This window comes from Mucilaginibacter yixingensis (genome assembly GCF_041080815.1).
GTDB classification, from domain to species: Bacteria; Bacteroidota; Bacteroidia; order Sphingobacteriales; family Sphingobacteriaceae; genus Mucilaginibacter; species Mucilaginibacter yixingensis.
Genome location: NZ_CP160205.1, coordinates 1,876,311 through 1,888,946, shown reverse-complemented (window position 1 = coordinate 1,888,946; position 12,636 = coordinate 1,876,311). Strand labels below are relative to the sequence as shown.

General features: G+C 46.4%; 9 protein-coding genes. 1 reads left to right on the top strand and 8 read right to left on the bottom strand.

The features are described from left to right. Positions 1 to 4: 4 nt before the first annotated feature. The 7 genes from ABZR88_RS07545 to ABZR88_RS07515 all read right to left on the bottom strand — a co-directional run bounded on the left by ABZR88_RS07545 (position 5) and on the right by ABZR88_RS07515 (position 8,548). Positions 5 to 2,566: a glycosyl hydrolase gene (locus ABZR88_RS07545; RefSeq protein ID WP_107830683.1), complete on the bottom strand. Its 2,562-nt coding sequence runs from the start codon at positions 2,564 to 2,566 to the stop codon at positions 5 to 7. A gap of 574 nt (positions 2,567 to 3,140) precedes the next feature. Continuing rightward, positions 3,141 to 5,048 (bottom strand): DUF294 nucleotidyltransferase-like domain-containing protein, encoded by a 1,908-nt coding sequence (locus ABZR88_RS07540; protein WP_107830681.1) that lies wholly within the window; start codon positions 5,046 to 5,048, stop codon positions 3,141 to 3,143. Further along, entirely contained in the window at positions 5,045 to 5,746 is a 702-nt protein-coding gene (locus ABZR88_RS07535; RefSeq protein ID WP_170113673.1) for a 3'-5' exonuclease, read from the bottom strand. The genes ABZR88_RS07540 and ABZR88_RS07535 overlap by 4 nt, the downstream gene beginning before the upstream one ends. 75 nt (positions 5,747 to 5,821) lie before the next feature. Then, the gene (locus tag ABZR88_RS07530; RefSeq protein WP_245917102.1) at positions 5,822 to 6,094 is read right to left on the bottom strand and encodes a hypothetical protein; all 273 of its coding nucleotides are present in this window, start codon (positions 6,092 to 6,094) and stop codon (positions 5,822 to 5,824) included. Between the two features lie 4 nt (positions 6,095 to 6,098). Further along, positions 6,099 to 6,599: a DNA-formamidopyrimidine glycosylase family protein gene (locus ABZR88_RS07525; protein ID WP_245917101.1), complete on the bottom strand. Its 501-nt coding sequence runs from the start codon at positions 6,597 to 6,599 to the stop codon at positions 6,099 to 6,101. 156 nt (positions 6,600 to 6,755) lie between these two features. Then, positions 6,756 to 7,286, bottom strand: coding sequence for an OmpA family protein (locus tag ABZR88_RS07520; protein WP_107830678.1), 531 nt, complete (start codon positions 7,284 to 7,286; stop codon positions 6,756 to 6,758). A gap of 74 nt (positions 7,287 to 7,360) precedes the next feature. After that, positions 7,361 to 8,548, bottom strand: coding sequence for an SMI1/KNR4 family protein (locus ABZR88_RS07515; RefSeq protein ID WP_170113672.1), 1,188 nt, complete (start codon positions 8,546 to 8,548; stop codon positions 7,361 to 7,363). Positions 8,549 to 8,752: 204 nt separating this feature from the next. On the opposite strand from ABZR88_RS07515, the gene ABZR88_RS07510 reads away from it, so the two are divergent. Further along, on the top strand, positions 8,753 to 11,059 hold the full coding sequence (locus ABZR88_RS07510; RefSeq protein WP_146166597.1) for a DUF5703 domain-containing protein: 2,307 nt from the start codon (positions 8,753 to 8,755) through the stop codon (positions 11,057 to 11,059). 66 nt (positions 11,060 to 11,125) lie between these two features. Here the strand turns inward: ABZR88_RS07510 and ABZR88_RS07505 are convergent, their stop codons facing one another. Continuing rightward, a complete protein-coding gene (locus ABZR88_RS07505) occupies positions 11,126 to 12,475 on the bottom strand; it encodes a pectinesterase family protein (RefSeq protein ID WP_107830672.1) in 1,350 nt (449 codons plus the stop codon). Positions 12,476 to 12,636: the final 161 nt, after the last annotated feature.

Sequence of the window (12,636 nt, the reverse complement as noted above, 5' to 3'; positions counted from 1 at the left end):
CTTTCTACCTGTACAATATCTTCAAGTTGTTGGCTGATATACCCGAAGGCATAATTGGCCACTTAGATGCGTCAAATGGCGTATAAGCAATATCGGCAATGTTAATATCATAAAACTTCTTCCACTCAGGGTGCTCTTTATCATACACACGCATATAGTTGGAAGACAAGTTGGTAACGGTAATTTCAATAGTGTTTTTGCCCGCAGCCAACATGCCCGAAGGTATCTTAAGGCGGAACGGAATGCTCCAGGCTGTACCGATAGCCTTACCGTTTATTTTCACAGAAGCCGACTCGTTAACTGTACCCAGATCAATCACCAGATCTTTTTTATCAGTAACAGATTTTGGCACATTAAACGATGCCGAATAACGCGCGGTGCCGGTATAAAACTTAGCGGTATCGCTCAAATTTGTCCATGATTGCAGCGTATCAATATGGAACGACTGGTGATAAGCCGGGCGACCTTGTAAAAACTGCAGCGTCCATTTGGTATCTACCTTAAACGCGGCGTAATCTTTTGGCGCGGCAGTGCTTACCAAATGAGTAGCGGCATCCTGCATCACAAAGCATGACTGCCCCGGCAGCAATTGCAACCAGATTTGCGACTGAGCACCATGCTTACGACCAGCAAAGTTAAACTTGCGACCAGTCAGCGGGTCATAGCCTGAAAGATGCGCGGCATCACCCGCAGTCAGGCTCACCCAACCCTCTTTAAACTGATTGCCCAGGTTGGTTATAAAATATACCTTATGTCCGTTCTGATTTTTACGGATGAAGGATAAGCCCTCGCCCCCTATCATCTCCTGCAACACACCTTTACCGTTCAGCACTTTCTCTACATTGCCAGTTACCATGAAATGGCTTTCATCGGCTTTCATGGCACCTTTTTGCTGCTCAAACTGTTTGGTTTTACCTTCATGATCGCCGTAGCCCATTACTTCTTTAGGCAGATTGTTTTCAAAGATGATGGTTGCACCTTGTTTGCCCAACTGCAGCAATCGGTCTAAAGTTGCCAGCGGCATGTAGTTACATGCAGGCACTACCAGCACTTTGTAGCTTGCGCCTGGCGCTACCAGTTTACCGCCCACTACTTTCAGGTTGCCCAGCACGCGATCTGAAGCGTAATCAAACGAGTAACCTTCTTTCTTTAACTGACCACTCAGTTTGCCAAACGGATGGCTGTTTAGCCAGATCTCGGTGTGATGTGCATCTAACTGGTAGGCCGTGCTCAGCTTGCCGCCTTGCTCGGCCCAAACATCCTGGATTGGAAAATAGATCAGCACATCGTTATCAGGCTTGCTGTTTTGCAAAATATGCTGACAGTTCTGAATGTATTTGGTAAATAACGGTAGTTGATTGTAAAAATGCGATGTTGGCCCGAAGTGAGTTGACGCATAGAACAACCAACCCGGATATGGATCATTCTGCGGTGAGTAAGTGGTACCGTGGAAGAAAATGTGATTGATGCCCGCTGTAAAAACTTCATCAGCCTGTGGCTTGGCCTGAGACAATGATACTTTAAAGTGATTGGCCAACCATGTAAAAGTTTCTGAACTGGTCAGTTTCTTTCCGTACAAATCCGAAGCTGACGAAGCAAACTTCATCAACAGCGGATTTGGCCTGCCAGATGACCAATCGCGGTAATCATGATCTACACGCAAACCCGGGATAGGGAAATTACTGCTACCGAAAGCTTCCGTTTCCGGAACATTAGCTAAACTATACAGATCCAACAGGTTACCTGGTGAACCATGCGCCTGGTAGCGGGTGATCATCCCACGTTTGGTGCTCCACTCTGTCCATACCTTATTGGCATCATACAGCATTTCTGAAAGTGTTTGCTGGTAATCCATTTTCACCAGTCGGCCTTGTGGATTATCGGTACTATCCAGGAATATTTTGGCAACATCGCGCAGGTCATAGCCCCTGCGTTTTTTAAACTCTGTTAGGAAATTGGCCGACCAGTTTGCACCATACACCTCGTACGAGTCCTGATACATGGCGCGCAGACCGGGGTTCTTCTTAGCAAAAGCGCTATCAAACCTGGCCAAGTAATGCTCCATCAGCGGAGCGCTATACGGATCGAGCACGTAGCCCTCGCCACCGGGAGCGGCACGCTTTACCTGCTGTTTGGTGCTGGTGCCGGTAAACTGACCATTGTTGTACACCCATTTCTCGGCACTCTCGGCCTTGGTAATATTCGGTCCGCCGAAGGGCCAGCCGGTGCCGGTGGTCATATCTACGCCCAGGCCAAGCTTTTTAGCTTCGGCAATGGTATATTTTACCATCTTCATGTACCTATCGCCCAGGAAAGGCAAAAACTGTTTCTCAGTGCCCTTCACGCCATAAATAGGAATGATGTGCACACCACCCAGTCCGGCATTTTTAAAATGCTCCAGGTTGTATTTAATGTCCTTCTCGTTAACGGCATTGCCCATCCACCACCAGAAACTCCAGGGTTTCTCGGTATTTACTTGCTGGCTGTGCGCTTGCTTGCCACAAAAAAGCAACAGGCACGATAAAAAGCACGCCGATATTTTAAAACGGTTGAAATAAAGGTTCATATTAATGATTATTGGGTTGCCCGGTTTACAGGCATTGGTTTTGCATCAAATTAAACACATAATTGGCACAAAACCGTCCTGCCCTGTGGGATAGTGTTTGCCTGGGCATCGGTCATTTTGTTGCGCTGGACTTTGCTCGTAACTTATCCTAATAGCCCCGTCTTCATCAGGCGAAAAGATAACGGCAGCCTAAAGAAGGTAAACCTGCCAAACTACCGGGTTATAGACTTTAATGATGCTTAACAAGCACAAAGATAACCTGGCATAAAATTACAGCCCAGATGAGTAGACCTAACAGCCACTGCAGTCTGTTTTCATATTTTCTGTCTCTTACCGGCATTGCATTAATTAGATAGATGGATAGGTAGTACAACCACCATTTGGGATTGTTTTACAATATTTAAAACTTTTTAGAATAAAACCTAATTTTTAATTAAAATTTTATCTAATATTAATTAGTTTTAACTAATAGAAATTAAATTAACTTCCAAAACACAAAGACAACGGTTAATTTTTCATCGATAGGCAAAAAGAGGTAGCCTTGAGAGGAAAAAAGAAGAAAAAAGATGGCTGACTAGCCGAGTAGGCTATTAGTGAAACTCATTTTCAGGCGCGACTGGAATTGCTGGATTACCCTGAAAATTTCTTTAAGTGTTACTTGTTCAATATTGGTAAGGCCATTGATGTCAATATAATTATCCGGATCCGTATGATCATACATCAGCTGGCGGGCCTGCTTTTTGAGGCGCATGCTCATCAGGAAATAGTACGATTGACTTAGCTCATGATAGTCGGCCTCGTTAAAAATGCCTTTCTCATAAAGCGCTTTTAAACGTTCGCCGGTATTTACCTTGAAGATACTATGCTTGAGCGCGTACACGCGGATCATATCTACTATAGGCGACATGGTTCGTTTGATATCAAACACCTCGCGAGAGCCTTTAGTAAACGTGCGGATATTGCGGAAGAAGGTGAGCGGCGGCTCATACTGCAACGCATTTTTAGCCATGTGGAAGAAGAGCTTATCCAACGGCTTCTGCAGCAGTTCTTTAATAAAATCGTGCAGTTCGGTAATGATAGATTCATCGCCATAAATAGAACGGCAATCAAAGAAGGTAGAGAAATTAATCACCGTTTCGGGAATCGATTCATCCATCCAGTACTCATAATTGCGTTTCCAGTGCGATAGTGAGTGTGTCCATTTAGGATTTTTGGCCATAAAGCCACCGCTGCAAAATACAAAGCCCGTGTTATTAAGTCGTGTAGATACGCGGTCGGCCAGTTCCAGGAAATAGGCGCGTACCTCTTCCCTATGCTCATTGGCCTTATCCTCGTAAATAATGGCGTTATCCTGATCGGTTTTAAAAGTTTGCTCTTTACGGCCCTCGCTACCCAGCACCATAAACACAAAACGCGCGGGCGGTGGGCCCATATCGGCTATTACCTGCTCTATTACTTTTTGGGCAATGGTATCGGCAATAGTGGTAATTACCTGATTGGCTATCTGCGCATTAACCCCGCGTTGCAGCAATTGGTTCACAAAGGCAGGCACGGCCTCCCATTTCTTCTTCAGTTCCTCGTCAGACACAGCCGATTTTACTGCCTGCACAAACACCAGCGGCGATTCAGCCTCTTCGCTTAACAGTTTGTTCCGGCTCAGCGAGCCAATAAACTCGCCATCGCGCTCTACCAACAGATAACGTGTTTTAGTGCTGAACATCATCAGCAACGCCTCATACACATAGGCGCCGGCGTCAACACTTACCACCGGGTTGGCCATTATAGTTTGCACAGCGTCGTCTGGGTTGCGCTTTTGGGCAATTACCAGATCGCGCAGGGTAATATCGGTTACATAGCCTATAATTTTACCGGCATCATCTGTTACAAACAAGCAGCTTACCTTTTGCTTAGCCATTACTTTGGCCGCTTCAAAAATGGGCGTACTATCTTTACATTGCACTATTGACCGGTATTCTACACTTCCAATCTTCCGCGTATAAAGCTGATCTGCAGCCAGGTAGCTTTCTTCAAAATTGGCGGGGCGCTTAAAGAAATGCGCAAACTCCTCGTTTTGCATCCGTTTACCAAACTCGGCGCTGAAATGATGAAAAAACGATTCATAAGTGCGGCACAAAGTCCTGAAATCGCGACGGTGAAGAAAGTAAACCAGCGTACCCTTGGTGGCCATCACCGTGCGTAACGATTGGCGGCGGTTCAGCAATATGGATACGCCGCCATAACAAAAACCCGGGCCATGTTCTTCGGGCAGGCGTTTGTTTTGCATACTATCATAAAAGAAAGACTCATAGCTCCCTTTCACAATAATATCAACGCCTTTCATTTTAGACACCCCTTCCTGGTAAATGATGGTATCTTTTTTGAAGCTGATCTCCTGCAACTGGGCAGCAACAGTCTCTAACACCTCGTCGGGCAAGGTATCAAAGGGTGCTACGGTTTTCAGAAAATCTGCGCGTTCGTTCATATCAAAAGATAAATTATGATGCCGGTAAGTGCCAGCATTAATGCTGGAATAAAGCAGCCCTGGGTATTTACCGTGGGTTCTTTCCACTTTTGAGCATCGGCGTTTTGCTCACGGATCAGTTTGCTGTTAATCTCTCCGCTCTCCTGTAACTCAAAGAAACACCTGGCTGTGGCCTCTGCATCATGCTGCGCCTGATGCGAGTTTTGCAGTTCGGTACGAAAAAGGATACTATACAGCTCATCCAACCGCATTTGCCGAGGCATAGGGTTGCGCGCCAGGTACCGGCTTGAAAGCATGGTACAAAACATCGGCAACTTATCCATCGGGTTGGCCATCTCCTCGCGATTATAGTCTGCACTCAGCACGTAATAATCCAGCTTTAAGAAGTGGCCCACCAGCATGGGTTTGTATTGCTCTATATCGGCAGTCAGCTTTTTTAGCACCTCTGCCCTGCTCTCGCCATTTGTGGCCAGAAAATCAACCGTTAGACCGTGAATGCGCTGCGCATCAGCACTGATGGTAAAATCATTATTGCTGATGTAATGGTTCTGACGCTTTACTTCGTTCCTGTTTTTATCATAAAGCACCCAGGCCACCTGTACGGCATTGGGCCAGTTGGCAGTATTGGTTAAAGGTTCAGACCAATTTTGGGGCAGGCCCGATGCCTCGGTATCTATAAAAAGCAGGTAATCATTCACTAGCTGTAGGCTTTTAATTGCAAGCCCCTAAAAATAAGGCTGATTTATGAGATGCGCAAATCAGTTCGAAGCAACTTATTCAAACACTTCCTGCTCATCGGTATAATAAGTTTTACGGCCGCCTATTTCGTTCTGATGAATAGTTTTGCCACCCGGTGTTTCCTTTTTGCGCGGCTGATGCACCACCAGAAAATCGCGTACCTCGCCGCTGATGATGTCGGGCTGGGCCTTCAATATCTGTTCCAGGGCATTGTTTAACACGTCTTTAATAGACTTTACCAGCACTTTCACCTTATCCGCCGGTATTTTATTGGCCGGCGAGAAGGGCGAAACACGGGCATGCCACAAAATTTCATCGGCATAGGCGTTGCCAATGCCCCCGTAATACTTTCTGATCCATCAGCACAGTTTTAACCGGCGTTTTAGTTTTGGCAAACCTGGCGGCGAGAGCACTAGCGTCGGCATCCAGCGCGTCGGGCACCTTGCTTTCTTCCGGGTCGAGGGTTGGCGTTGCTGCTTTCTGAAAATCAGTCATGGCCAGATGGGTGCCGTCTTTAAATGCCAGGGTAATGATCTCAAATTTGGGTTTATCATCGCCCTCGTTGTATAGTGCCAGGTTGCCGTGGAGCATCAGGTGCAGGCCCAGGCTATGGCCGCCTTTAAAATCAATGCGCAGTTCTTTACCGGCACGCTCCACTTTTTCTAACTCATGACCGGCAAGTGCGTCGTTCAGCTCTGTTGCTGATGCTTTCAATTTCTTATCAACGGTCACAATCACTTCTTTCAGCGTTTTGCCTTTGAGCCTTTTAGTAAGGTTATGACTGAAGGCCTGCAGGTCGGGTAGTTCTGGCATGATGTTTTTTGTTTCAAAGTAAACGATTGTTGGCGTTGATAAGCAAATCTATTTATTCAACATTTACTGCTGCGCATGTTTGGGAGGCCGACCGGCTAAAAACAAAACGGCCCGAAATATACATTTCGGGCCGTTCAATTATATCTAGATATAACACTATTGTTTCTTAATCTCTACCCTGCGGTTCAGTACCCTGCCGGCCTCTGTTTTGTTATCTGCAATCGGCTTGCTTTCGCCAAAACCTTTCACTGTCAGGTTATCAGCTTTTACACCGCTGTTTACCAGGTAGGTTTTTACCGCGTTGGCACGTTCTACAGACAGCATCATATTGTGCTCGTCGCTACCCTCGGCAGATGAGTTACCCGCCAGCAGGAAAGTTACCGACTGATCTTTCTTCATCTCCGCAGCAGCTTTATCCAGCGCGGGGTATGAATCGGTTTTTAGCACACCAGAGTCAAACTCAAACTGAATGTTAGCGAAGCTGTAGTTAGCTTTTACCGGAGCCGGAGCTGATTCTTCGGCCTGTGCCGGAGCTGCTTGCTGCACAGGCGGCGCTGCCTGTTGTGCTTCTGACGCTGGCGCCGGTTTCGGCTCTGTTTTAGCAACTATCTTTTTGGCCTTACAAGCCGAAAACGTAAGCGCAACGGCAAGCGCTGCTATGGTTAAAAGATTATTTAATGTTTTCATAGTTATGATGATTCTGGTTTGGGTTAGAACGGGGATGCAGGGCGTTTAGTATGAATTTGCTATCACATCGTTAATTAATAAATCCTTTTTATGGTGGCCTTGGCTGATAAAAAGAATAGCATAAGCAGTAACGTTATAATTGGTGATAACGCTATTGGGTTTCCAAAACTATCGCGATACATAGATGCCAAGTAAGCCAGGCTCATAAAAACTACAGCCAATAATCCAATCACTGCAAATGCTTTTGATTTGGTAAGTGGCTTAGCTCTCTCTTTGGAAACCAATGCCTGCCAGGCAGCTTTTCGACTATTATCGCGTTCTACAACACTAAACTCTTCCTCTAATTTTCTATTATAACACTCCCACATATCATAATTAAAGAGACTAAAAGATTTATACTGTTCTAAGAAAACAAGAATATCATCTTTAGCCTCAATCTCCCCACAATCAAATGCATCTTCAATATTGATAATACTGCTAAATTCGGCATACGTAAGAACATCAATAGAATTGAGGCGATATAGCATATCCATAGCATCCGAAGGGGCTATAGGTGCTTTTATAAGACAATTATAGATCAGTCCAAAAAGCACCCGCCTAAATATCACATCTTCTTCGCGTTTCTGCGTATCAAGAAGGGCTATCACCCCATTAGCATCTTTCGCCATCGATAGTTCCATAAAGAAGTAGTCCGGCTCCTCTTCTGTCAGTACTATATGATCTGCCCAGTCCTTTACCTGTTCAATTTCGATAATACGGTTAATAAGCCCCCACCTGAATATAGCTAAGAGCCTTGCAAACTTCTCTGGTTTAGATGGACCGTTGTGCTTTGCACGCATTTCATCGTGCCAAAAATAGAGACCATAACCTCCAAGCACTCCTCCTTTTAAAAAACGGCCAATAAACTCTCCGAGCGAATGCGTTAGTTCAAGACCGCTATAAGAAATTACATATCCGTTTTCATTCAGCGGATTAACTTGCAGTTCCCAGCTATCACTATAGATCATGTATTCGGCTATAGGAAAACCATTGTTATCGGATTTATCTACGTGTATCTCTTCAAGAGATATCATATTAAACATGTCCTCCTCTCCTTCAAAGCCGTTGGCAAACCGATAGAAAGTTTTGAAATCACCAGGCAGGGCAACACCAAAAGACTGCTCAAAACCGGCAATTAGCTCTTCGCTTGCGGGTGGGCGGAAAGTCAATCTATCTGGCCCTTTGTATGATTTAAGCAGATCAATGGCGTCGGTTATTTTCATTACGTCGTGATAAAGCATTGGCAAATTAATAATGATTTAGTAAAACAGAATATAAGTGCCCATTTAATCAGAAAAACTGCCAGCCGCCAACGCAACATTCCTGTTACTGATGTTTTTTCAACCTTATCGGGCAAATAATAGACCTATAGGCTATGCACTTCATTTAGGTTTGTTATCTAAATTCACAACACCAATTAATCCTACATGTATTTAAAACTTTCCAGATCACTTCTAACACTCTCTTTACTTTCGCTAGGCTCTGTAGCCTTGGCGCAAACGGCGAAACCTGCTACCAATCCTCAACCCACAGCCAACAATGTTACCTGGCACACGCTGGGCACTAATGAGAACGACTCGATGCCGCTGGGCAATGGCGATATTGCCGCCAACGTGTGGACCGAGCAAAACGGCGACCTAATTATTTTACTGGCCAAGGCTGATGCCTGGGCAGAAAACGGCCAAATTGTAAAACTGGGCCGTGTACGTATCAAGCTCGCGCCAAACCCATTTGCGGATACCGTTGGCTTTACACAGACCCTGCAATTGGAACGCGGAGGCATAGAGATCAATCGCGGGCAAAACAAAATCTCTGTTTGGATTGATGCCAACAACCCGGTAGTACACGTACAGGCAGCACTGGCAACAGCCGGTAAGATGAGCGCCACCGCAGAGTTTTGGCGTAAAACTGAGCCCATTTCGGCCTTCGCACAAGATTCATCTTTTGCCGCTGTGATGAGCGGCCAACATCAGCCAAGACTAAAGCCTGATGTTACCTTCCCGGCCGATGCCAACCGCGTAGCCTGGTGCCATTACAATGCCGATAGCTACTACCCTTACCTGATGAAACAGGAGCACCTGGAGAGTTTGCTAAAGAAATACCCGGACCCGCTTTATCAGCGCGCCTTCGGTGCTGTACTAAGCGGACAAGGATTTGTAAAGACGGATGCAAACACACTAACATCTGCCAAAGCCCAGCAATCATTACGCCTGGATATTGTGGCATTGGGCGAAACAGCAGCCGCATCGCCTGCCAGCTGGCATCAGCATATCATGAAACTGGCGGACAATGCTTCAAGCATAGATTTAACCGCTGCCCGTAAAGCGCACGATCAATGGTGGGCTGATTTTTGGAACCGTAGCTGGGTACACGTGTCTGGTAGCGAAGAAGCGCAAAAAGTGTCGCAAGGCTATGCTATTCAACGTTTCATGGTGGCGGCCTCATCGCGCGGCGAAATTCCGGCCAAATTTAATGGCGGCCTGTTTACCGTGGGGCATGATATGGCAGAGGGCAAAGAGGATAAAGACAACCACTCGCCAGATTACCGCGCCTGGGGCGAAAGCTACTGGAACCAGAATAATCGTCTGCTCTACTGGCCGCTGATTGCTACCGGCGATACCGACTTGTTGCAACCGTGGTTTACTATGTATACCAAACCGCTGGCTTTCCAAAAAGACCGTAACCAATTGTACTATCATCATGCTGGTGCCAGCTACCCGGAAACTATGCAGTTTTGGGGCATGCCCCGCTTAGGCGATTTTGGCAAGGATAACCCTACTAACGAAATTGTAAGTCACTGGCAGAAGTACCACATACAAGGCACTCTGGAAGTAATTGCCCAGATGCTGGATCAGTATGATTACTATGGTGATAAAGCCTTTGTTCGCGCGTCATTGGTACCATTTGCTGATGCCATTGTTACTTATTATGATTTGCACTGGCAACGGGATGCTAATGGTAAGATCAATATATCGCCAACTCAATCATTGGAAACTTATCAGCTTACAGCCGTTAACCCAACGCCGGACATTGCCGGTTTAATGAGCATCATTCCGCGTCTCTTGGCCCTGCCTTCAGACTTAACCACAGCGGAACAACGTACCGCATGGGCAAAGACACTGCATGACCTGCCGCCAATACCCGTGGGCAAAACCGCCAAAGGGAAACTGCCACCGCTGGGCGAGGGTGATCCGGATGGCAAACCAACTATTTTGCCCGCCGAGAAATATGGCAAGCCAGGAAACTCAGAAAACCCCGAGCTATATGTGGCCTTCCCTTACCGCATCTACGGCGTAGGTAAACCAGGTTTAGAGTTAGCACAAGACACTTATGCCGCCCGTCGTTCACCGCAAAACACCTGCTGGGGACAGGATGGTACCCAAAGCTCTATCCTCGGTTTAACATCTGAAGCCAAAAAAGCAGCCATTGCAGAGTTTAACAACTATGGCGATCAACGTTTCAAATGGTTTTGGAAACCAGCGCATGATTACATCCCCGATCTGGATAACGGGGGCGACGGTATGATTACCTTGCAAAACATGCTGATCCAATGTGATGGCAAACGCATACAACTTACCCCAGCCTGGCCAAGTGATTGGACAGCCGACTTTAAACTGCATGCCCCCTACCAAACCACTATTGAGGCCCACGTAGAAAAAGGTAAAGTAACCAAGCTGCACGTTAGCCCTGCCAGCCGCGCTGCTGATGTGGTGATTGTGAAGGCCAGGAATTGATTTGAGCATCCTGCATAAACTAAGAAGGCGCCCAAACAGGCGCCTTCTTAGTTTATGCAGGATTGTTTATCTACCCTTCTTCATCGGAAACAACTTACCTCCGCTTACATCAAGTGTATCAGAGCTAAAAGTTTGTTTGCCCTGGGTTGCACTGATGACATAGTAACTATGCTGACCATCAGCAGGAGCTTTATCTTTAAACTGAAAAGCTATCACATCATTTTTACCAGCTTTCAGCTGGTCTGCTTTTTTGAATGTCTTTTTATCATCGCTTTTGTAAAGCACAAACGATGCATCGCTGGCCGGCCAGCTGGTATTGAACTGCAATAACATATTGCCGCCATTATCACGCGCCAGCAGGTTGCTGATGGCTTGTTGACCGGCGGCAGTTGATTTAGCTGGCAAATCTGCCCAGGTTTTAAATGGGTTCCAGTCGCCCAGGATATTTTCGTCTTTAAAATATGGAGCGGCTTGCTCGGCAGTTAATTGCTGTGTCCAGCTACGGCGGCGGCTCACATCAACCGGTGCACCGTTAAACTTACGCGAGTTGTACTCGGCATAGGTGATAATTGTGGTGTCGGTGCCGTCGTTCCAGGCCGACCAGCCTTCGGGCTTAATCGAGCTACCCATTTTAGTGTTTAGAAACACCGTTTTGTTATGCGCACGGCGAAGCTCGTTATCGCGCGTGTTCTTGTCGTTTTGCCATGGGCGGCCAAGGGTATAGTTGGTGATACCGTGATTATCAGGCAACAAGCAGTTTCTAAACACTAACCCATAAGGCTGATCTGGTTTGGTACTGGCTGCAGTAATGTACCCACCGGTGCTGCCATCCAGACGATCGCGTGCATAGATCACGCAGTTATCAAACAAGCCTATGGCATCGCCATAAATGTAATCGGTATTGCCGTCAATGTAGCAGGCCAGGAAATAGGCGCGTGTTTTGCCCCGCACCAGGTACATGGTATCTTGCCCGCTAATAAAACGGCAATTGAAGAACACTGCCCTATCTCGCGTGGTTCTAACCGCTTGCGATTGCGGGCCATCGGCTATAGCGCCCTGTGAGTTGACCAGCGTAAGGTCCTTAAAAAACACATCATCAGCATTAATGATGGTAGCCGAGGTACCACCTTTACCATCGCCATAAGTGAGTATGGTGTTGGCCACGTTCTCACCCACAAACTCCAGAAAGGTTTTATCCTGTGGGATAGTAAGCTTCTCGTTATATACACCGTGTTTAATAAAAATGCGATAGGGTTTTGTGCCATTAGAAGGCGCAGCATTAATTGCAGCCTGAACGCTGGTGTACTTGCCACTGCCATCTTGAGCAACTACCACATCATAGCTTTGCGCCAGGGCAGGCTTTGCAGCAAATAGGCATAACGCCGCAGCAATACCTATAAAAAATTTAGAACTCATGTTTTCGGTTTGGTTATTATGGGGGTGTTAAGTTAGATTTTTTATCACCGAGGCTGAGCTGAGTAACAACAATTTTGCCCTCAGGGCGGGGGTTACATCCGATTTGTTATTTCCCCGGTTTTAAACAAAAGCCATGCGATGGCATATCACATGGCTTTTGT

Bases quoted from the DNA above. Each gene is read 5' to 3' on its own strand.
- ABZR88_RS07540 (WP_107830681.1), bottom strand. From the start codon at position 5,048: ATGAACGAACGCGCAGATTTTCTGAAAACCGTAGCACCCTTTGATACC.
- ABZR88_RS07515 (WP_170113672.1), bottom strand. From the start codon at position 8,548: ATGAAAATAACCGACGCCATTGATCTGCTTAAATCATACAAAGGGCCA.
- ABZR88_RS07545 (WP_107830683.1), bottom strand. From the start codon at position 2,566: ATGAACCTTTATTTCAACCGTTTTAAAATATCGGCGTGCTTTTTATCG.
- ABZR88_RS07510 (WP_146166597.1), top strand. From the start codon at position 8,753: ATGTATTTAAAACTTTCCAGATCACTTCTAACACTCTCTTTACTTTCG.
- ABZR88_RS07505 (WP_107830672.1), bottom strand. From the start codon at position 12,475: ATGAGTTCTAAATTTTTTATAGGTATTGCTGCGGCGTTATGCCTATTT.
- ABZR88_RS07520 (WP_107830678.1), bottom strand. From the start codon at position 7,286: ATGAAAACATTAAATAATCTTTTAACCATAGCAGCGCTTGCCGTTGCG.
- ABZR88_RS07525 (WP_245917101.1), bottom strand. From the start codon at position 6,599: ATGCCAGAACTACCCGACCTGCAGGCCTTCAGTCATAACCTTACTAAA.